The 20,263-nt window shown below is 35.8% G+C and carries 20 protein-coding genes; 8 read left to right on the top strand and 12 right to left on the bottom strand.

What is annotated here, in order from left to right; all coding sequences use genetic code 11:
• Positions 1–13 precede the first annotated feature (13 nt).
• The 11 genes from G5B37_RS01890 to G5B37_RS01840 all read right to left on the bottom strand — a co-directional run bounded on the left by G5B37_RS01890 (position 14) and on the right by G5B37_RS01840 (position 11,235).
• Positions 14–829 carry a prohibitin family protein gene (locus G5B37_RS01890; protein ID WP_164678364.1) on the bottom strand — a complete coding sequence of 272 codons (816 nt, stop codon included), beginning with the start codon at positions 827–829 and terminating at the stop codon, positions 14–16.
• Positions 830–841: 12 nt separating this feature from the next.
• Positions 842–2,875, bottom strand: a complete 2,034-nt coding sequence (locus G5B37_RS01885; RefSeq protein ID WP_164678363.1) for a VWA domain-containing protein — start codon at positions 2,873–2,875, stop codon at positions 842–844.
• Positions 2,876–2,955: 80 nt separating this feature from the next.
• A complete protein-coding gene (gene fabG / locus G5B37_RS01880) occupies positions 2,956–3,702 on the bottom strand; it encodes a 3-oxoacyl-[acyl-carrier-protein] reductase (RefSeq protein ID WP_164678362.1) in 747 nt (248 codons plus the stop codon).
• 138 nt (positions 3,703–3,840) lie between these two features.
• Positions 3,841–4,713, bottom strand: coding sequence for a succinate--CoA ligase subunit alpha (gene sucD, locus G5B37_RS01875; RefSeq protein ID WP_164678361.1), 873 nt, complete (start codon positions 4,711–4,713; stop codon positions 3,841–3,843).
• 85 nt (positions 4,714–4,798) lie between these two features.
• Positions 4,799–5,212, bottom strand: a complete 414-nt coding sequence (locus G5B37_RS01870) for a nuclear transport factor 2 family protein (RefSeq protein ID WP_164678360.1) — start codon at positions 5,210–5,212, stop codon at positions 4,799–4,801.
• Positions 5,212–6,147, bottom strand: coding sequence for a UDP-3-O-(3-hydroxymyristoyl)glucosamine N-acyltransferase (locus tag G5B37_RS01865; RefSeq protein WP_164678359.1), 936 nt, complete (start codon positions 6,145–6,147; stop codon positions 5,212–5,214). Before G5B37_RS01865 ends, G5B37_RS01870 begins: the two co-directional genes overlap by 1 nt.
• A 5-nt stretch (positions 6,148–6,152) precedes the next feature.
• Positions 6,153–6,719 carry an elongation factor P gene (gene efp, locus G5B37_RS01860; protein ID WP_164678358.1) on the bottom strand — a complete coding sequence of 189 codons (567 nt, stop codon included), beginning with the start codon at positions 6,717–6,719 and terminating at the stop codon, positions 6,153–6,155.
• A 43-nt stretch (positions 6,720–6,762) separates the two neighbouring features.
• Positions 6,763–7,545: an acyl-ACP--UDP-N-acetylglucosamine O-acyltransferase gene (gene lpxA, locus G5B37_RS01855; protein WP_164678357.1), complete on the bottom strand. Its 783-nt coding sequence runs from the start codon at positions 7,543–7,545 to the stop codon at positions 6,763–6,765.
• On the bottom strand, positions 7,542–8,951 hold the full coding sequence (locus G5B37_RS01850; protein WP_164678356.1) for a bifunctional UDP-3-O-[3-hydroxymyristoyl] N-acetylglucosamine deacetylase/3-hydroxyacyl-ACP dehydratase: 1,410 nt from the start codon (positions 8,949–8,951) through the stop codon (positions 7,542–7,544). The genes lpxA and G5B37_RS01850 overlap by 4 nt, the downstream gene beginning before the upstream one ends.
• Positions 8,944–9,969, bottom strand: a complete 1,026-nt coding sequence (gene lpxD, locus G5B37_RS01845) for a UDP-3-O-(3-hydroxymyristoyl)glucosamine N-acyltransferase (RefSeq protein WP_164678355.1) — start codon at positions 9,967–9,969, stop codon at positions 8,944–8,946. The genes G5B37_RS01850 and lpxD overlap by 8 nt, the downstream gene beginning before the upstream one ends.
• A gap of 39 nt (positions 9,970–10,008) precedes the next feature.
• Positions 10,009–11,235, bottom strand: coding sequence for an HD domain-containing protein (locus G5B37_RS01840; RefSeq protein ID WP_164678354.1), 1,227 nt, complete (start codon positions 11,233–11,235; stop codon positions 10,009–10,011).
• A 146-nt stretch (positions 11,236–11,381) separates the two neighbouring features.
• On the opposite strand from G5B37_RS01840, the gene porX reads away from it, so the two are divergent.
• From porX to G5B37_RS01825, 3 genes are all read left to right on the top strand, one after another.
• A complete protein-coding gene (porX, locus tag G5B37_RS01835) occupies positions 11,382–12,929 on the top strand; it encodes a T9SS response regulator signal transducer PorX (protein WP_164678353.1) in 1,548 nt (515 codons plus the stop codon).
• 106 nt (positions 12,930–13,035) lie between these two features.
• A complete protein-coding gene (tsaE, locus tag G5B37_RS01830; RefSeq protein WP_164678352.1) occupies positions 13,036–13,446 on the top strand; it encodes a tRNA (adenosine(37)-N6)-threonylcarbamoyltransferase complex ATPase subunit type 1 TsaE in 411 nt (136 codons plus the stop codon).
• A gap of 272 nt (positions 13,447–13,718) precedes the next feature.
• Positions 13,719–14,249 carry a hypothetical protein gene (locus G5B37_RS01825; protein WP_164678351.1) on the top strand — a complete coding sequence of 177 codons (531 nt, stop codon included), beginning with the start codon at positions 13,719–13,721 and terminating at the stop codon, positions 14,247–14,249.
• Between the two features lie 5 nt (positions 14,250–14,254).
• On the opposite strand, the gene G5B37_RS01820 is transcribed toward G5B37_RS01825, so the two are convergent.
• Positions 14,255–16,003, bottom strand: a complete 1,749-nt coding sequence (locus G5B37_RS01820) for a helix-turn-helix domain-containing protein (protein WP_164678350.1) — start codon at positions 16,001–16,003, stop codon at positions 14,255–14,257.
• Between the two features lie 519 nt (positions 16,004–16,522).
• On the opposite strand from G5B37_RS01820, the gene G5B37_RS01815 reads away from it, so the two are divergent.
• The 5 genes from G5B37_RS01815 to G5B37_RS01795 all read left to right on the top strand — a co-directional run bounded on the left by G5B37_RS01815 (position 16,523) and on the right by G5B37_RS01795 (position 20,248).
• Positions 16,523–16,927 (top strand): hypothetical protein, encoded by a 405-nt coding sequence (locus G5B37_RS01815; protein ID WP_164678349.1) that lies wholly within the window; start codon positions 16,523–16,525, stop codon positions 16,925–16,927.
• A 14-nt stretch (positions 16,928–16,941) separates the two neighbouring features.
• Positions 16,942–17,361, top strand: coding sequence for an RDD family protein (locus G5B37_RS01810; RefSeq protein ID WP_164678348.1), 420 nt, complete (start codon positions 16,942–16,944; stop codon positions 17,359–17,361).
• Between the two features lie 12 nt (positions 17,362–17,373).
• Positions 17,374–17,805, top strand: a complete 432-nt coding sequence (locus tag G5B37_RS01805) for a hypothetical protein (RefSeq protein WP_164678347.1) — start codon at positions 17,374–17,376, stop codon at positions 17,803–17,805.
• A gap of 1 nt (position 17,806) precedes the next feature.
• On the top strand, positions 17,807–18,973 hold the full coding sequence (locus tag G5B37_RS01800; RefSeq protein WP_164678346.1) for a hypothetical protein: 1,167 nt from the start codon (positions 17,807–17,809) through the stop codon (positions 18,971–18,973).
• Between the two features lie 75 nt (positions 18,974–19,048).
• A complete protein-coding gene (locus G5B37_RS01795) occupies positions 19,049–20,248 on the top strand; it encodes an alanine dehydrogenase (RefSeq protein WP_164678345.1) in 1,200 nt (399 codons plus the stop codon).
• Positions 20,249–20,263: the final 15 nt, after the last annotated feature.

Genomic DNA, 20,263 nt, shown 5'->3' with positions numbered 1-20,263 from the left:
TATTGAAATTGGTCTAGTTGTTCCCTAAGATTAGCGGCAATCCACTCTCTCCAGAACCTACCACTACAACTTTGGCATTTGGTGATTCGGCCAGTTTAAGTGTTGCATCAATCCCTTTATCTTGTAAGATTTTGTCTGTTAACGACGCGCTTAATATTTTGTTTGCATCTGCTTTACCTTGCGCTTCAATACGTACTTTTTCGGCTTCTTTAGAAGCTGTTACAAGTCTAAATTCATATTCTAACGATTCCTGCTCCTGCCGTAACTTACGTTCAATAGCTTCTTTAATTGTATTAGGAAGCGTTACATCTCGCACTAAAACCTCATTAAGTTGAACAAATTGTTTACTTAATATTGTTTTTGTCTCCTCAAAAATTTCATCTTGAATGGCATCTCTCTTACTACTATACAACTGTTCTGGTGTATAGCGCCCTACAACGCTACGTGCCGCACTACGTATTGCAGGTTGTATTACACGCTGCAAATAATCTTTTCCTAACGATTGGTGTAGATTACCAAGATCACCATATACTGGTTGGTACCAAGCCGAAGCATCGATCTGAATTTCCAGTCCGTTAGAAGACAATACTTTCATCTTTTCAAATAGCTCTTGTTGACGAACTTCGTATACAAACACCTTATTCCATGGTGCTATTAGGTGAAACCCTTCACCCAAAGGTGGCTCATCTGTTACAACACCATTATCGAACGTTTTGTACAAAACCCCAGCTTCTCCAGAGTCTATAGTAACAGCAGATTTCGCGATAACAATAATTGCAATGATTAAAATAATAATAATTGGTATTCCAAATTTTGGTAGTTTTTCCATGAGGTTATGTGTTTATATTAGTCCGTTATATTTTCGAATAAACCATTCGGCACTTAAGGCAAGCACTATGAGAATAAGTAAGTATTTCCAATCTATTAAAGGTACCACTTTTTCTTCGCTTTTCTGAATAGATTGAAAGCGTTCATCTTCTAGTAATACTGTGATTAGATTATCTACTTGGTTGGTGAAAAATGGAGTTCCGTTTGTATTAGTCGCTAACCTACCAAGTTTCGTTACGTTGGCATTTCCAAATTGCTGCTCTACGTTAAAGTCTAGAATGGTAAAATTTCCACTTCGGGCAATGGTTTCATCACCAACAGACACTGTATAGCTATAGCTTCCTGCGGGTAAACTATTGACGTCAACTTCATAGAAATTATTTTTCAGCAGTAAAGGAAAAACGGTTCGTGTACTACTCTCTTTATTTACTACTGAAATGTTTAAAGATGCTCGTCCGTCAAACACATAGTTCTTGTCGAAGTATTGTGCTGAAATTTTAATGGGTGAATTATTGTAATAAAAAGATTCACTACTTACCTCTAACCTACTCTTGCGTTTATTTGATGCTAGGTACTGTACCAACTTTCCCATAAAGTTATCAAATTCCTGAAAGTTGTTTTCTTGCAGATAGCTCTGCGCACGCCATTTCCATATGCCTTCTACATCCCAAATAGCATCGCGTTTGCCGTTAAGCTCTGCTGTGGCAATCATCGGGTTTCCAGTTTCAATTCCTGCCACAGTTTGTAGTAGTAATTTTTCATGTGGAATCGTAACCACTAAATCCCCAAAAGATGTTTCAAGGGGCGGAAAATTAGTAAACCCAATATCCTCTACTGCAAAAGTGCCATAATTTACATTGAGTTGAGCCGCAGCATCTTCTTTTTGGCCCGTTTCATCTTTCCGAAACACTGGTTGCACAACATTCAGGAAACTCCAATCGGTTCTGCTTCCAGTAATCAATAAAGTGTTTTTCTTAAGCTTAGCCAGCTCTGTATACACAGCATTAAAACTTCGGTTAGGCTGGTATAGCACAACTAGCTGAAAGTCATTTAACAACGACACAGCTTCAGAAGGCTTCACTATACGTACTTTGCGTTGCTCATTGGTTTCAATAGATTTTTTAATCGCTCCAAGATCTGGATGCACCATAGCACTAACTACCAGCACATTGGTCGCTTCATCTATTACTTCTACTGCAAAACGCTTTCTGTTGTTTACGGTGTTTTTTTCAATTTCTAAGGGAACTATGCTAGCTGTGTAGGTTTGTAATCCAACTCGAGACGCTGGCAGTGTTAACGAAATTGTTTTGGTATTATCATTCTCAGAAAACGTTACTGTTTCGCGGTATACCGTAGCTGCTCCTTGAGTAATTACAAATTGAGAAGTTTCTGAACCTGTACCATTATACACCAGAATTGCCTCGACGGGGAATTTATTTTTTAAAAACGCATACCTGTTGGTGTTTAAACGTTCAATTTTTAAATCGGTGTACCTGGTACTATCGCCTAAAATTATTGGGTAGATAGGATTAGCGAAAGTGGCTGAAGCAAACTCATAGTCATTTCCCAAGGTTTGGTTACCATCAGAAATAAGAATGGTAGGTGCTATTTCATTTTTAAATACTTCGTTTGTAGCAGCTAATGCCTTGGTAATATTTGTATTTGTTTCGGCAAATGAAACCGAATCTGTTTGAATAAAGCTATTTCCGAAGGTAAAAAAAGAAAGGTCGTATTTATCGTTTAGCTCGGCATTGGCTTTCAGCTTTTCAATAGCACTATTAGCATTGTCTGCCTGTTCTAATTCTGTCACAGAAGCCGAATTATCGACAAGAATTGGCAATTTTGGCTTCTCAATAGTGTAGGTCTCACTTTTAAATTTGGGGTTTATGAGCAGCAACAAAATTGAGAACAATGTTACAAAGCGAAGTATCCCAAATACCCAGCTCATGCTGCCTTTGTATCGAGAGCGGTACCCGTACATAAATACAGCCAGTGCAAACGAAGCTACACCAGCAATTACAATATATAAAATAGTCTCTGGAGACATTTGAAGTACGATTTACGGGGTACGAAGTACGAATGACTACCAAATTTTACAATGGTTAGTCTAAAATCGTACATTTTTAATTAGGTTAGCATTCCGCCATCAACGTTAAGAACTTGGCCTGTTACATAGCCTGACATGTCACTTGCTAAGAACACACACATATTTGCAATATCTTCTGGTGTCCCTCCTCTTTTTAGCGGAATAGCATCTCTCCAAGACTGTACAGTAGCTTCGTCTAGTTTACCTGTCATTTCTGTTTCAATAAAACCAGGTGCAATGGCATTACATCTAATGTCTCTTGACCCTAACTCTAGCGCAACAGATTTTGTGAAGCCCAAAATTCCTGCTTTAGAAGCAGCGTAATTTGTTTGTCCAGCGTTTCCTTTCACACCAACCACAGAGCTCATGTTAATGATAGAACCTTTACGTTGCTTAAGCATAGTGCGTTGTACGGCTTTAGTCATATTAAAAACCGACTTCAAATTAACTTCTATAACTTGGTCGAAGTCTTCTTCTGAAATACGCATTAGCAAATTATCTTTGGTAATTCCAGCATTGTTTATTAAGACATCAATACTTCCAAAATCTTTTAGGACTTCGGCAGCCAACTCTTGAGATTCGTCGAAACTTGCTGCATTGCTTTTGTAGGCTTTTACAGTTACACCATCTTTAGATAGTTCTTTAGCCAATGCTTCTGCCGCCTCTGCGCTTGAATTATATGTAAATGCTACATTTGCTCCGTGTTGTGCAAACGTTTCTACAATACCTTTACCAATACCACGACTTCCACCTGTGATGATTGCTGTTTTTCCTTCTAATAGTTTCATAAGCTAGTTTTCTTTACTTCGGAAATATCAATTAATTAATAGTTGTTCTCTTGTTCAAATATACCAAAACCACAACGCAATTACATAAAAAAAGCCTCCCGAATTTCGAGAGGCAGTTCTAGTAATCTGTTTGGAATGTTATCCTAAAACTTCGGCAACTTTTTTACCGATTTCTGCAGGAGAATCCACAACGTGAATTCCACATTCTCTCATAATTTTTTTCTTTGCTTGAGCAGTGTCATCGCTTCCACCTACAATGGCACCAGCATGTCCCATGGTTCTCCCCGCAGGTGCTGTTTCTCCAGCTATAAATCCGACCACTGGTTTTTTACTACCACTTTCTTTGTACCAATTAGCAGCGTCTGCTTCTAACTGACCTCCAATTTCACCAATCATTACCACGGCTTCGGTTTCTGGATCGTTAATTAGCATTTCAACTGCGTCTTTGGTTGTAGTTCCAATAATTGGGTCACCACCAATACCAATTGCCGTTGTAATTCCTAATCCTTGTTTTACGACCTGATCTGCCGCCTCATAGGTTAATGTACCTGACTTAGATACAACCCCAACCTTGCCCTTCTTAAACACAAATCCTGGCATAATACCAACTTTTGCCTCACCTGGAGTAATAACTCCTGGGCAGTTTGGTCCAATTAAGCGACAATCTCTATCTTTAATATAGTGAGCAACTTTAATCATATCACCTACAGGAATTCCTTCGGTAATACAAATAATAACTTTGATACCTGCGTCTGCAGCTTCCATAATAGCATCTGCAGCAAATGCTGGCGGCACAAAAAGAATTGAAGTATCTGCTCCAGCAGTCTCAACCGCTTCAGAAACGGTATTGAAAACAGGTTTGTCTAGATGTGTTTGTCCACCTTTTCCAGGTGTAACTCCACCTACTACATTTGTACCGTATTCAATCATTTGGCCTGCATGGAAAGTTCCTTCACTTCCTGTAAAACCTTGCACGATAATCTTTGAATCTTTATTTACTAAAACGCTCATTGTCTATTACTATGATTTAAGTCTAAAATTACTTGAATTTTTACGCCTGCAAAGGTATTGATTTGTTGTGGCTTTTAAAAAGAAATTACACCTTAACTCTCTGGTAAGATTCTGTTGTATCATCTTTTTCTGTTACAGGCTGACTTACCTGATATCCTCTATAGAGTTTGCCGTCTTTCACTTCCCATATACATATAAAATGTGCGATACCTAGCTCTTCGTCTGGATTTTCAACGGTTCTAATGTAATATTTGTATCTAATAGTAACGTGACCTTCATCTTCCAAAAAATGACTCACCTCTGCACGCAAGTCGTGGTAGGTTCTACGCACTTCAGCAAAAAAAGCATCTAGATCTGCGTAGTGCATGATTGTTAATCCGTCTGTACTATTCCAGATTAATTCAATGTCTTTATGAAAATACTGTTCTAGAACAGTATCGTCTTTAAGTATGTCTGATTTGTAGAAATTTCTTACTACGCTTTTTGCGTTATCACTCATTATAAATTATCTAATTTTTCAATAATATCCGGTATCAACCTAATAGAGGCTAATTCTTTGTATTTCTTTCTGAAATCGTCTGCTGGAGTTCCAAAATACGATTTATGTCCTGGTAACGACTTGCTCACGCCGCTTTGCGCAGAAATGATAGCTTTTTCACCAATAGTGACGCCGCTTGTTATACCTACCTGTCCCCAAATGGTTACAAAATTTTCAATTAAAACACAGCCTGCAATCCCTACTTGTGACGCTATTAGGCAGAGTTCACCAATTACGGTGTCATGTCCAACATGAACCTGGTTGTCTAGCTTTGTGCCAGCACCAATAGTAGTAGAAGCGGTTACACCTTTATCTATGGTACACAGCGCTCCTATATCTACATTGTCTTTAATAACAACATTACCCCCACTTATTAGTTTATCAAACTTTTCTGGGCGGTTTTTATAGTAAAAAGCATCAGCCCCCAATACAGTACCCGCATGAATAGTTACATTGTTTCCAATGATTGTATTGTCGTAAATGGTAACATTAGGGTGTATAAGGCAATCGTCGCCTATTTCCACATTATTTCCCACAAAAACATTAGGCTGTATTACCGTGTTCTTTCCAATGGTAGCAGAATCTGCTATCACTGCCCTGGCCATTACAAAAGGGTTAAAATGGTTGGTTAAGGAATTGAAATCTCTAAACGGATCGTCGCTAATGAGTAACGCTTTTCCTGCTGGGCAGGTTACATTTTTATTGATAAGAATAATTGTTGCAGGAGACTGCAGTGCCTTATCGTAGTATTTTGGATGGTCTACAAAAACAATATCTCCGGGTTGCACCACATGAATTTCGTTCATTCCCAACACAGGGAAATCTGCATCACCCACAAAGTCGCAATCTAAAATAGTTGCTATATCTTGAAGTGTTTGTGGGGTGTTGAATTTCATGTTACTTATTCTTTAATACGTTCCTGATACTGTCCTTTCTCGGTATCTACTCTAATTTTATCACCTTCGTTAATAAATAAAGGTACGTTAATTTGTGCGCCAGTTTCAACGGTAGCTGGCTTTGTTGCATTCGTGGCAGTATTTCCTTTTACGCCAGGCTCTGTAGCCGTAACTTCTAAAATAACATGAGCGGGTAGATCTACAGATAGTGGTGCGTTGTCTTCTGTATTAATTAATACGGTTACAACCTCCCCTTCTTTCATGAGTTCTGGAGTGTCTAAGGCATCTTTCATTAAACGTATTTGCGTATAATCTTCTGTATTCATAAAGTGATAAAAATCGCCTTCCTGATATAAAAACTGAAACTTGTGGGTCTCTACTCGTACGTCTTCAATTTTATGACCTGCAGAAAATGTGTTGTCAATAACTTTTCCGGTGGTAACACTTTTTAACTTAGTTCGCACAAATGCAGGACCTTTTCCTGGTTTTACGTGTAAAAACTCGATAATTTTATAAATATCGTGATTGTAATGTATGCACAATCCTTTTCTAATGTCTGATGTTGATGCCATAATGCTTTCCGCAGTTGCGAATATCTTTAATTAATTTTTCTTTTTAGTTCTGAAAGTACCCTTTCATGATACCTCGTTTCGAGTTTTTTATAAACTGTAGGATTTCATCGCGTTCTGGCGTTGCTTCCATTTCGGCTTCAATAATTTCTGAAGCCTGTGTATTGTTATATGTCTTTTGGTATAAGATTCTATAAATATTCTGAATTTCCTGAATTTTATTTGTTTCAAACCCTCTTCGTCTTAATCCAATAGAATTAATACCTACATAAGATAAAGGCTCCCGTGCTGCTTTTACATACGGTGGTACATCTTTACGAACTAGAGATCCTCCAGTTACAAACGCGTGGTTACCAATCATACAAAACTGATGAACTGCCGTCATTCCTGCTAAAACAACATGATTTCCTACGGTAATATGTCCTGCCAAGGTACTATTATTCGAAAAAATGCAGTAATCGCCCACAAAACAATCGTGTGCAATGTGGCAATATGCCATAATTAGGCAGTTTTTTCCAATTACTGTTTTCCCTCTATCTATGGTACCGCGATTTACAGTGACATATTCTCTTATTGTGGTATTATCTCCTATCTCTGCTGTTGTTTCTTCATCTTGAAACTTTAAATCTTGAGGTGTTGCAGATATTACAGCACCAGGGAAGATATTACAGTTTTTACCAATTCGAGCCCCTTCCATAATCGTAACGTTAGAGCCTATCCATGTTCCTTCTCCAATTACAACGTTATTATGAATGGTTGTAAAAGGCTCAATCACCACATTCTTGGCAATTTTAGCACCAGGATGTACGTATGCTAGCGGTTGGTTCATGTGTTTTTGGTTTTTACTATCTGTGCCATTAGTTCGGCCTCTGTTACTAATTTATCATTTGCATAGGCGTTACCTTGCATATGAACAATTCCCCTTCTAATAGGTGTTATTAACTCTAGTTTAAAGAATAAAGTATCACCTGGGTTTACTTGTTGTTTAAACTTAACATTGTTTATTTTCATAAAAAATGTTAGATAGTTCTCAGGATCTGGCACGGTACTTAAAGCCAATATACCACCTGTTTGTGCCATTGCTTCTACAATTAAAACGCCAGGCATTACGGGTGCTCCAGGAAAATGCCCAACAAAAAAGGGCTCGTTCATGGTTACATTCTTTAATCCAACAACATGCGTAGAACTTAACTCTAAAATTTTATCGACAAATAAGAATGGTGGTCTGTGCGGTAGCATAGCCATAATTGCATTCACATCTTTTTCTGGAGTTGCGTGCGGATTGAATTTTGGGATGTTATTTCGTTTTTCCAATTTTATACGTTGAGAAAGTTTCTTTGCAAATTGTGTGTTTACAAAATGCCCAGGTTTGTTAGCAATTACTTTTCCGCGAATGCGAGTCCCTACAAGGGCTAAATCGCCAATAACATCTAACAGCTTATGTCTAGCTGCTTCGTTAGGATAATGAAGCGTTAAATTGTCTAATATTCCGTTTGGTTTTACTGAAATTTTATCTTTTTTAAAGGCGCTTCTAAGCTTCTCCATGGTTTCAGGCGAAAGCTCTTTATCTACATACACAATGGCGTTATTTAAATCGCCACCTTGTATTAAACCGTGATCTAGTAACATTTCAATCTCATGTAAGAAACTGAAAGTACGTGCATCTGCAATTTCATCTTTGAATTCTGAAATATGCTTTAAAGAAGCGTTTTGTGTACCTAACACTTTGGTTCCAAAGTCTACCATGGTAGTAACTTGGTACTCTTCTGCAGGAATTACCGTAATTTCGCTACCCGATTCTTCGTCCATGTACGAAATCACTTCTGTTACCACATATTCATTACGTACCGCATCTTGTTCTATAACGCCAGCTTTTTCAATAGCTTCAACAAAATACTTAGAAGACCCATCCATTATAGGCGGTTCAGACGCATTTAGTTCAAGAATACAGTTATCTACTTGCATCCCCACCAAAGCTGCTAATACATGCTCTGAAGTCTGAATTTTTACCCCTCGCTTTTCTAGGTTGGTTCCACGTTGGGTATTCACAACGTAATTAGCATCTGCCTCTATTACAGGGCTACCCTCTAAATCAACACGTACAAAAGTATATCCGTGATTTTCAGGGGCTGGTTTAAAGGTAAGCGTCACTTCCTTTCCGGTGTGAAGTCCAACGCCTTTAAGAACAATCTCTTTGGCTATTGTTGTCTGTTTGGCTAAGTTGCAATCAGTCATTATTCGATTTTTTTTCTAATGTATTAAAACGCTGTATGATTGATGGTAAATTTTTAAAATGCACATAACTCTTATTGTAATCACCATAGTTTAGTGCTGGAGACCCTTGTAAGGTTTCTTTATCCTTCACATTTCTACCAATTCCACTTTGCGCTTGTATGCGTACTTGATTGCCAATACTTAAGTGCCCTACAATACCAACCTGTCCGCCAATTTGGCAACTTTCGCCAATTTTTGTAGAGCCTGCAATACCTGTTTGCGCGGCAATCACTGTGTTTTTCCCAATTTCTACGTTGTGGGCAATTTGTATCTGGTTGTCTAGCTTTACTCCTTTGCGAATAATTGTAGACCCCAATGTGGCGCGATCTATTGTTGTACCAGCTCCAACATCTACATTGTCTTCAATAATCACATTCCCTGTTTGTGGTACTTTAGTATATTCTCCCTTCTCGTTTGGTGTATATCCAAATCCATCTGCACCAACAATGGCACCACTATGTATTACGCAATTATTTCCAATAACAGTTTCAGAATAAATTTTAGCTCCCGCAAAGACAACTACGTTATCTCCAATCGTCACATTATCTCCTATATAAGCGTTGGGATAAATTTTGGCATTTTTACCAAGGACTACGTTTTCGCCTAAATAGCTAAAAGCACCAAGGTAAATTTCGTCTGGATACGTAGCAGTTTCACTAATAAATACAGGTTGTTCTATACCCGATTTATTCATCTTAACTTGATTGTAGTATTCAAGCAGTGTAGAAAATGCTTTGTAGGCATCTTCTACCCTTATGAGAGTTGTTGAAATTTCATTTTCAACAACAAAATCGGCATTAACAATTGTTATAGATGCCTGTGTAGTGTATATGTAAGAAGTGTACTTTGGGTTAGCAAGAAATGTCAAACTCCCATGGGTACCTTCTTCAATTTTTGATAATTTAGAAACTTCGACGTCTTCATTCCCCTCTACTTCGCCGTTTAAAATTCCTGCAATCTGGCTGGCTTTAAATTTCATTTGTAGGTTTCAAGTGTTGCAAATATAAAAAAACGATTGCTAATGGGCTTTTGGATAACACAGATAATATTTTACCACCTTTTTAGACAGCGCTTCTATGTTTAATTGGTCACTTGCTTTGGCCACATCAACTACCTTTCCTGTTTTTGTAATAAGGTTAATAGTATCTTTTTTCATGTTATATGCCTGATTCTCTATTAGACCCGTAAATACAAAATACGTTGCTTCCTCTTTGGTTAGATTGTGTTTATTTCTCACTTCGGAAATCTTAAGTGATATTTTTTCTTCGGAAATAGGCTTTTTTTTCAGTTTTATCTTCAGCAAATCACGTTGGAGCAACATTCTAGATAATTCTGCTAATACGAAGTCCTCGTTTAAAGCCCATGTTTTCATTGCCGAAATAATATCATAATCGTCTAAAGCAGCAAAAGTGTCTAAAATTTCCGTAGAGAAATCGGTCGCAGAAATATGATTTTTCAGAAAAAAAGAAAGTGCGTTACTCGCTGGCAATACAGTTCCTTCATCTGCTAACTGTTTAGCTCGTTTTAGCAATCTCACCAAAAGTTGTTCTGCAACCAAACTAGTTTTATGTAAATACACTTGCCAGTACATAAGTCTACGGGCCACAATAAATTTCTCTACCGAGTAAATTCCCTTTTCTTCTACCACCAAATTGTCGTCTATCACATTTAACATGGTAATTAATCGCTCTGAATTTACTGCACCTTCAGACACCCCTGTATAAAAGCTATCTCGTCTTAAGTAATCTAGACGGTCCATGTCTAATTGCCCAGAAACGAGTTGGTGTAAGAAAGATCTGTGATATTCGTTCTTAAATATGGTAATGGCCAATGTAAGTTCTCCATTAAATTGTTCGTTTAAGGATTGCATCATAAGTAGCGAAACATGCTCATGCGACACATTTTCTACTATACTATGTTCCATAGCATGACTAAATGGGCCATGACCTATATCGTGTAATAGAATTGCAATATATAGTGCATGTTCTTCTTCTGAAGTAATTTCGGTGGTTTTAGACCTCAATACCCGAACTGCTTTTTGCATTAAAAACATGGCGCCTAAAGCATGGTGAAATCTTGTATGATGGGCGCCTGGATAGACCAAATAACTCATCCCCATTTGAGAAATACGACGTAATCGTTGAAAATAACGATGTTCTATAAGTTCAAAAATAAGTTCTGAGGGCACGGTAATAAAACCGTAAATAGGATCGTTAATAATTTTTAGTTTATTTCTTGGCTTCAAATTTTAACCTTTAATTAGCTTTTTTGAGATACTTGCTCGGTAATTTTGATGTTATCATTACTGCTTACAAATACTACAAGCTAAAACAAATTAATAATAAAAACTCCCAAACGTAGGCGAAGGAGCTTTAAGACAAATATACATATATGAACGACATAAAAGTACTTTGGGTAGACGATGAAATAGATTTGTTGAAACCGCACATTATATTTCTTGAAAGTAAAAATTACAAGGTAACTACAGCCCAAAGTGGTACAGAAGCTTTAGAAGAAATTGATAATGAAGTTTTTGATATTGTTTTTCTTGACGAAAATATGCCAGGCTTAACAGGATTAGAGACGTTAGCCGAATTAAAAGAAAAACAAGCTTCTTTACCTGTTGTGATGATTACCAAGAGTGAAGAAGAGTATATTATGGAAGAAGCTATTGGCAGCAAAATTGCCGATTATCTTATTAAGCCTGTAAATCCGCATCAAATTTTATTGAGTTTAAAGAAAAATTTAGACCACTCTCGCTTGGTGTCGCAGAAGACCACCTCTAACTATCAGCAAGAATTTAGAAAAATTGCCATGGACCTGTCTATGATTAATAGTTATGAAGGCTGGGCAGAGTTGTATCAAAAATTGGTGTACTGGGAGTTAGAGCTAGAAGATATTGAAGACACGGGAATGTTTGAGATCTTAGAATCGCAAAAAACTGAAGCTAATACACAGTTTTGCAAGTTCATAGATAAAAACTACCCTTCTTGGTTTGACCACGGAGCAGATGCTCCCACAATGTCACACACCTTATTTAAAGAGAAGATTTTACCTGAAATTGAAAACACACCTACGCTATTAGTAGTTGTAGACAACTTACGTTACGACCAATGGAAAGCCTTTGAGCCATTTTTAAATAGCAGCTATAAAAAGAAAAATGAAGAGCTCTTTTATAGCATCTTACCCACGGCAACGCAATATTCTAGGAATGCGATATTTTCTGGCTTAATGCCTAGCGACATGGAAAAGTTGCACCCAAATTATTGGTTAAACGATACCGATGAAGGAGGAAAAAACATGTTTGAAAAGCAATTTCTTGAAGCGCAGCTAAAGCGTTTAGGAAAAAATCTATCATGGAGCTACCACAAAATTTCAAGTTTAAAGCAAGGTAAACGACTTTCAGATAATTTTAGAAGTCATAAGGATGAAGACTTAATTGCTGTTGTATACAACTTTGTAGATATGCTCTCGCATTCAAAGACAGAAATGGAGGTAATAAAAGAGTTAGCATCTAACGACAAGTCGTATCGTTCACTTACTCAGAGTTGGTTCAAAAACAGTCCATTAATGGATATTATTCAACAAGCTTCTAATCTTGGCTTTAAATTAATTATTACCACAGACCACGGCACAATTAATGTGAAGAATCCGAGTAAAGTTATTGGGGACAAGAACACGAGCTTAAATTTACGTTATAAAACTGGTAAGAGTCTAACGTATGAAGATAAGGATGTATTAGCTGCTAAAGACCCTAAGACTATCCATTTACCTTCGATTAACATGAGTAGTTCTTTCATTTTTGCGAAAGGTGATTTATTTTTCGCTTATCCTAATAACTTTAATCATTATGTGGGTTATTACCGAAATACATATCAGCATGGTGGTGTTTCGTTAGAGGAAATGATTATTCCCTTTGCTGTATTGAATCCGAAATAGAAATCACAACATTTTATTTGTAAGAATTTTCTTCATTATATGAATTTCATCGATTTTATTTGTTTATAATCGTGAAAATAGCATATATTCGCCTGTACCCAAAACTATGGAGTTAACCTATACACTTCAAGAATTGCCAGAGATAGCTGGCAAAGTGCTATCGGCCGCTACTACAAAAACCCTATTATTTTATGGGGAGATGGGAGTGGGAAAAACTACATTTATTAACGTTTTGGCGAAGAAACTAGGTGTTTCTGAGGTTATGGGAAGCCCCACATTCTCGATTGTAAATGAGTATGAGCTAGCAAATGATCTACTATACCATTTTGATTGTTATAGAATTGAAACTGAAGATGAGGCTCTAGATATTGGAATTGAAGATTATTTAGATTCGGGTCATTGGTGTTTTATAGAGTGGCCAGAACGCATTGAAAGTTTATTACCAAAAGATACAACACGCATACAACTAACAAAAAACCAAAATGGAAGTAGAACCGTATATATAGAAAGCCTATGAACTAGAAATTGTTGCTTATAACATAGAATAGAATATTCCGTACTTAATTGATTTTGCCCCAAATCGCACAATTATTGAGCAAGGTATTTTTTGCCTTAATCAAAACTTACTAAGATACGGCTATATTAGTCCTAATACTTGTGTTTTTTCGTGATAAGTTTGTACTATAAACCTCACAAAAACTAGTATTATGAAACTTAAAAATTACCTATTCTTAGCAGCAATCTTCAGTGCAACTTTATTTGTATCATGTACTCCAGAAAGTATCGAAGATGACAACACAGAACAACAAATCAAAGCCCCAAAACCACTTAACAACGGATAAAAAATCATTATTTGTTGGAGGACTCATTGTTGTTTTAATAGCAAGTACTCCATTCTTATTTTATTCATATGAAAGTTTCCCAGCAGACTCGAATGTTTGGGAAACTTTTTTATTTACAACTACGACCGGATATGATTCGTTTCTTTACTATGCGTGGTATTTTGTAGGTAAGGCAATCCCCCTGATGTTATTATTAATATGGTTTTTCACCTGTAGACATTGGTGGCATTGGATTATTCTTGTTCCAATAGCCATGTACGCCTTCCAACTATGGGGAGTTATCAATCAGAATTATGATCAAATGGATGAGCTGGAAATATACTATGTTATTCCCTTAATGATGGTTTTAGTACCATTTGTCTATCTTATTAGAGCACGACTATTTGCAAAAGTACGTGGTGATAGTTTAGAGAAATTTGAAGAGGAACTTGGAAAAAAAAGGACTTTTTGGAAACAAATTACCGAGTTGTTTAGATAGTTCACTTACTTCTTTTTACGACTATTTTCTATATAATACGACGGATAGATTCCTGTTTTTCTGTAAAAGGCTCTAGAAAAAGAACCTGCACTATTATACCCGCACTCTTCGGCAATTGCCTTAATTGTATATTTGTGATAGTAAGAATTAGATAACACGTGTTCCAGGGCATAAGCTATACGTAAATCATGCAGGTATTGTGAAAAGTTCTTTTCTAGTTTTAAGTTTATAACCCTAGAAAGATAATTGGGGTTTGTTTTAAATTTTTTTGCCAATGAAATAAGACTCACGTCTGTTTTTAAAAATTGATTTTTTTCTTCAAATCCTTCTAATTTTATAAGAATATCTTCTGCGATTTCTTTTCCAATTTCTTTTTTGTAATACCCATCCCCTTTCTTTAGCCTAGTAGGCACTTTTTCTGTAGAGTTCATTAATGCCTCCAAACGTCTTTTATAAACCAATCTTTTTCGAAAAAAATAGAGAGCAAAACAAAGTGATATACTAAATGCTCCAAGAGCTACATACAATTCTGGGTCGGGAGATTGATTCTCTTTATACAATACATCAATTAGAGCATCTTTTTCTGCAAATAATTTAGGTTTTACAATTTTATCATCTAAAGATTTATCATAAAAAGAGTAGTTTCTTTTTAAAATACTATCGATATAAGTGATTTTTTTATAAAATTCAATTTGTTGCTTGTGATTATTATTTTTCCTATAATACTCCAGTAGCTCTACAAATACATTTCGCCTATAAGGTAGAACATCTAGTTTATAATTAGCGTAAATTGAATCAGCGGCTAATAAGTTTTTAACCCCTAATTTCTCATCACCTGTCCTAATTAATGCAATTCCTTTAAATAAATAAGCATCGTATATTGATCCATGTTCATTAACCTGAATAGACTTGTCAAGAATTTTATCCGAAATTTTTATCGTATTCAAGTAATCTTCAGAGTAAAAACTTATCTCATTCTCAATTTCTAATAATATTAGCTCATTAGATAGGTTTACAAGGTTCTTAATAGAAGAATAATGCTTTTTCCCTTTTTCTAAATATACTTTAGCAGAGTCTAATTTCCTCATATTTATGAAACTAACTGCAAAACCCATTTCCGAATTAAATTTTACCCTATGAATATAATCTTCTAATTCACTTTTGTTATCATTTCGAAACGTTTGTAATAAAAGCTTTCTAAAATTTGTTTTATCAATTAAAACTTCTCGTTCTTTTTGCATTTTGAGTGCCTCCTCTGCATCTCCCCAAAATGCCTTCCTTGTTATTAATATGTTAAGTACATACAGTTGATGTGAAATGTTATTATTTGCTACAGCATAATCATAAGCCATATAATAATATTTAGTACTTTGAAATAGGTCAATCTTGGCAAACTCAGATCCCTTAATTATAAATCCAATACCTGGATAAGTAATATGCTGCATGTCTTTTGTTAAAGCAATTAGGCTATCGGCAAATGCAATATTCTTTTCTGGATGAAATGTTCTTGCTAGACGGTCATAACCTCTAGCCATTTTAATTGTGTCTTTCTGCTTTCTAGCACGGTCTAAATACGTACGTGCTATCTTCTCTAAAACAAGAGAATCACCATAATGTTCATCGTAAAGCGCTAATAAAGATTCATCGTCTAATGTATTTAAGGTCGATTGTTCCAAATTTTGTGACTTCACATCTAATATGCTGATGCACATTATAATACTAGTAAGTAACAGTTGAAATTTAATTGTATTCATAAATAAAGTATTCCCCTACATAAAAGTAAGAAAAATAGCCTTCGAGATTGCCGATTTACAAAGGGCCTCAAATCAACTTAGTTCAAAACACTGTATGTCAGCTATTTAAGGCTATTATACTTGCCTTGGATTCAAGAATTGGTTGTATAGTATTCGTGAACTCAAGGCTATGTTCCTTGCAAAATCGACGTAAAGCGCTCAATTTAGTGGTGTTAGAAAAAACCGCCTGGTCTATTTTTTACTAACTGGGGAGTTGACCATAATAGACTGCGGCGGTTTTATAAATGTTTAATTAAAACCAATATGCCTGACACAGAATTACAATCAAAAAAGAGAAAGCTCCTACTAGGTAGAAGCTCTCAACGTGTGTGTAGAAATAAACTGTGTTTATTCTAATATTAAAGATACTAAATATTTGAATACATACTTAATTTATTTCGGTGCTCCTGCCAAAGCACTAAAATCAGGCCGCGGAAACCGAAAAGCGTATGAGTAGGTAGTTTTTAAATTATTAATATTATGAAGTATGTTATTTATATAGCATTGATTGTTTTAAGTATAAACACAATGAACGGCCAAATTGATTTTGGTAAAAAAGGATACATTATCACAACAGACCCATCTGTAGTTTTTCAAAGCGGGCAAAATACACGGGCTTTCCCCTGGAATGGTTGCCATTCATTTGAAGCCACGGTAGATTTAAAATTGATTAAAATCACAACTGAAATAATGTTTTGTTGTATTGAAGGAGTATGTATACCTAATCCTATGCCAAGAAGCATGTCAAACAATCAAGAATATGGAACGCTTATAAGTTCATCAACAGAAACTGTGAACGGTTATAAAATGAGCATAGTCCCAGGCAAATATCAAATAAGTAAAGAAGGACGATTTCTAAATTTAAAATTTAGAATATCCAGATAACCAACATTTTAATTATGAAAAATACACAACAAAAAAGAATTTTTGCTTTTATCATAGATGCAACCATAGTTGGAATTACATCTCGAATGTTTGAAAATTTATTTTCATCATTAATTGCTAGTAAAGCCTATAATGTATTCGACTTTGAGGTCACGGTGTCAATTAGCAGTGCCCTGCTCTTTTATGCTGTGTATTTTTTTTCCTTTGATCTAACCAAAAAAGGAGTTACCGTTGGTAAGCATCTTACAAAAATTGAAGTTACAAGTGAACAGTCAATTAAACTAACCAAGTTGTGTTTATTAAAACGCACTTGCATTAAGTTAATCGGAGTAATATTTCTACCAATATCAGCATTAGTATTCTTGCTAACAGATGGCAAAACGCTTCACGATTACATTGTAAAAACATTCACGATAGAAAAAAAAAATAGCTAAAAGTATTTACCTATGATACGTATCATTTTAATCATCGCACATTTAATTGGCTATGCAACAATTTATGGTCAGACTACTATTTCAGTACACACTAACTTCAATGGCTTTCATTGCGACGGAAAAACGGGTATTTGCGATATTGGAAGTCAAAATAATCGATCGCAATCTAATACTGCTATAGTTTTAAACGATAATAACACTATTACCTTTACCATAGATCGGGAGAAACTCTCTATGGCCGAGCAACAAAATATCATCGGCATTCATCCCAATCAAATTAATAGTAAGCAAGACTACTATTTTAAGATTCCATTCACCTACATACTCCCAGAACATCTAAAACAGTCACTACAAGATACGAGAGCTAATCTCAGCATAGCGAAAGGCTCTTATTTAATAAAAATGTCTCAACAATTTTACACAATCATCTTTAAACTTAATTGAAATGGTACGCAGTTGGTATTTTCTTCTTGCTCTTCTTCTCTCCTCTGTTCATGTATTAATGGCCACAGAAAGCTCTTCATCGAGTAATGAAGATATCTCTGAACTATTAAATGAATTAAATACACAGATTCAGGCAAAGAGCATCACTTTTAATGTAGCAATAAACCTGTTGGAGCAAGAATTAAATACAACCAATCAAAATCTAAAAACAGCCTCAACAACAGATGAGATGGTTCGTATGCTGTTCCAAAGAATGGAACTAGAAGAAGATATCAAACAAGTAAACAATCGTTACATTTCAGATATTTCAAAAATAAGATATCTAAAAGGACTTCAGATTATTAAAATCCTCTACGAAAAAACACTTTCCTTAGATCATCATTTTGCAACTGTTAGCACACTAAATGAAATAAATAAAATTTCTAATCCAAATCAGTATGAAGACTTTCGAAACGTGAAAGATTTGCTCGAAAAAGATCGCGATAAAAAAACTGGATTCTCACTTTCAACATTGCTTGGAGACAATATCTACACCTCTGTGGTGCATTCTTTAGTATCACTTTTTAGCAATAATCAAGTTTCAAAAACAGAGAAAGAAAAGAGTCTGCAACAAGTAGAATGTATTCTCGACTTCACCCTACGAATGAACAATGATCTTAATACAATTTATTTTGAAACAGCCTTTCTACAAAAGAGCAATGAAACTGTAATGAAAGACTTAGAGCAGCTTTTTAGAGACTACACTCAACCTATAAGATATACCACAGAACTTAAAAAATGTCGTGAAAATGACGATTGGAGCCTAATTAGAGGAAAATTGAATACGTACCTTGAAACTTTAGAAACTACAATCGAATCAAACACTGAGGATAATAAAATAAGAAGTATGCAGATAAATCTTCAATTTCCAATAGATCGGTTGCTCCAATTTATAACACAGTACAACTCATTTATTGATCAAGGCTCTAAATTTTATGAAAAATTCGACATTATGCTTAACAGTTACGAAAATGAGCAACAGTGTTCTAGTAAGATTCCTGTGGCTTACAAAACGCTTAAAAAGAATATTTCACTTTCAATAGATAAGTTTAATACTGCGTATAAACCAATTGAAATTAACGGCAGTAAATTGAAGCAGCTACTCTACGGCATCAATGAATATGAATGATTGAAAAAAATTGATAACACCACTTAATTTTCAAAATTAAATTCTGTAACTTCGAAAATTACCAACCCTTAAACAATGCATCAGCCTTCTTCCCCATTTACGAAAGCACAATTACTTCCGCAGGAAGAAAAGCTTGAGATAGTAAAACAAAAAGGGGCCCTGTTTATTGGGCTTCCCAAAGAAACTTACTTTCAAGAAAAGCGGATATGCCTTACTCCAGACGCCGTTGGAGCTTTAGTTGCACATGGGCATAGAGTTCTAGTTGAAAGCGAAGCCGGAATTGAATCTGGTTTTACAGATAAAGATTATAGCGAAGCAGGTGCCGCCATTACAAAAGATACTGCGAAGGTTTTTAGCTGCCCCATAGTACTGAAAATAGAACCACCAAGTCAAGAAGAGCTTGAGTTAATGAAGCCTAAAACAGTGCTAATTTCGGCTTTACAACTAAAAACACGTCAGACTGCATATTTTAAAACACTTGCTAAGAAAAAAATCACCGCATTAGGCTTTGAATTTATCAAAGATGAAGATCATAGCTACCCCGTTGTAAAAGCACTTAGCGAAATAGCTGGAACTGCGTCTGTTCTAATTGCTGCAGAATTAATGGTGAATGCAAAAAAGGGTAACGGACTTCTCTTCGGAAATATTAGTGGAGTTCCCCCTATTGAAGTTGTGGTTATTGGTGCTGGTACCGTAGGAGAATTTGCTGTGCGCTCTGCACTTGGATTAGGCGCTAGTGTGAAAGTCTTTGACAGCTCGTTAACCAAACTACGAAATTTGCAAGTAAACGTTGGCAGACCTCTTTTTACGTCTACGATTCAACCTAAAAACCTTATGAAATCTTTGAGACGGTGCGATGTGGCTATTGGCGCTGTAAGAGGTAAAAATAGATCTCCCATCCTTGTAACGAAATCCATGGTAGAAAACATGAAAAAAGGAGCTGTTATCATAGATGTTAGCGTAGATATGGGAGGTTGTTTTGAAACTACAGAAGTTACTTCTCACGACAATCCTACACACATTAGCAATGGTGTTATTCATTACGGAGTGCCTAATATTCCTGCGCGATACCCAAAAACTGCATCTATTTCAATAAGTAACATATTTACACCCTACTTACTAGATATTGCCGATAATGGCGGTATAGAAAATACAATACGATTTGATAGTGGTTTACGGAATGGTTTGTATTTTTACCGTGGCATTTTAACCAACAAGTCTGTTGCAGATTGGTTTGATATGTCATATAGTGACATCAACTTACTAATTTATTAATTCTACTACCATTCT

Origin of the sequence: Rasiella rasia (assembly GCF_011044175.1) — a bacterium.
Lineage (GTDB): Bacteria > Bacteroidota > Bacteroidia > Flavobacteriales > Flavobacteriaceae > Marinirhabdus > Marinirhabdus rasia.
Note: the sequence above shows the minus strand (reverse complement) of the source record. Positions and strands in the feature narration are given on the sequence as shown.

Excerpts from the sequence above, each read along its gene's own strand:
- G5B37_RS01890 (WP_164678364.1), bottom strand. The coding sequence starts at position 829 with ATGGAAAAACTACCAAAATTTGGAATACCAATTATTATTATTTTAATC.
- G5B37_RS01885 (WP_164678363.1), bottom strand. The coding sequence starts at position 2,875 with ATGTCTCCAGAGACTATTTTATATATTGTAATTGCTGGTGTAGCTTCG.
- fabG (WP_164678362.1), bottom strand. The coding sequence starts at position 3,702 with ATGAAACTATTAGAAGGAAAAACAGCAATCATCACAGGTGGAAGTCGT.
- sucD (WP_164678361.1), bottom strand. The coding sequence starts at position 4,713 with ATGAGCGTTTTAGTAAATAAAGATTCAAAGATTATCGTGCAAGGTTTT.
- G5B37_RS01870 (WP_164678360.1), bottom strand. The coding sequence starts at position 5,212 with ATGAGTGATAACGCAAAAAGCGTAGTAAGAAATTTCTACAAATCAGAC.
- G5B37_RS01865 (WP_164678359.1), bottom strand. The coding sequence starts at position 6,147 with ATGAAATTCAACACCCCACAAACACTTCAAGATATAGCAACTATTTTA.
- efp (WP_164678358.1), bottom strand. The coding sequence starts at position 6,719 with ATGGCATCAACATCAGACATTAGAAAAGGATTGTGCATACATTACAAT.
- lpxA (WP_164678357.1), bottom strand. The coding sequence starts at position 7,545 with ATGAACCAACCGCTAGCATACGTACATCCTGGTGCTAAAATTGCCAAG.
- G5B37_RS01850 (WP_164678356.1), bottom strand. The coding sequence starts at position 8,951 with ATGACTGATTGCAACTTAGCCAAACAGACAACAATAGCCAAAGAGATT.
- lpxD (WP_164678355.1), bottom strand. The coding sequence starts at position 9,969 with ATGAAATTTAAAGCCAGCCAGATTGCAGGAATTTTAAACGGCGAAGTA.
- porX (WP_164678353.1), top strand. The coding sequence starts at position 11,382 with ATGAACGACATAAAAGTACTTTGGGTAGACGATGAAATAGATTTGTTG.
- tsaE (WP_164678352.1), top strand. The coding sequence starts at position 13,036 with ATGGAGTTAACCTATACACTTCAAGAATTGCCAGAGATAGCTGGCAAA.
- G5B37_RS01825 (WP_164678351.1), top strand. The coding sequence starts at position 13,719 with ATGACAACACAGAACAACAAATCAAAGCCCCAAAACCACTTAACAACG.
- G5B37_RS01820 (WP_164678350.1), bottom strand. The coding sequence starts at position 16,003 with ATGAATACAATTAAATTTCAACTGTTACTTACTAGTATTATAATGTGC.
- G5B37_RS01815 (WP_164678349.1), top strand. The coding sequence starts at position 16,523 with ATGAAGTATGTTATTTATATAGCATTGATTGTTTTAAGTATAAACACA.
- G5B37_RS01810 (WP_164678348.1), top strand. The coding sequence starts at position 16,942 with ATGAAAAATACACAACAAAAAAGAATTTTTGCTTTTATCATAGATGCA.
- G5B37_RS01805 (WP_164678347.1), top strand. The coding sequence starts at position 17,374 with ATGATACGTATCATTTTAATCATCGCACATTTAATTGGCTATGCAACA.
- G5B37_RS01800 (WP_164678346.1), top strand. The coding sequence starts at position 17,807 with ATGGTACGCAGTTGGTATTTTCTTCTTGCTCTTCTTCTCTCCTCTGTT.
- G5B37_RS01795 (WP_164678345.1), top strand. The coding sequence starts at position 19,049 with ATGCATCAGCCTTCTTCCCCATTTACGAAAGCACAATTACTTCCGCAG.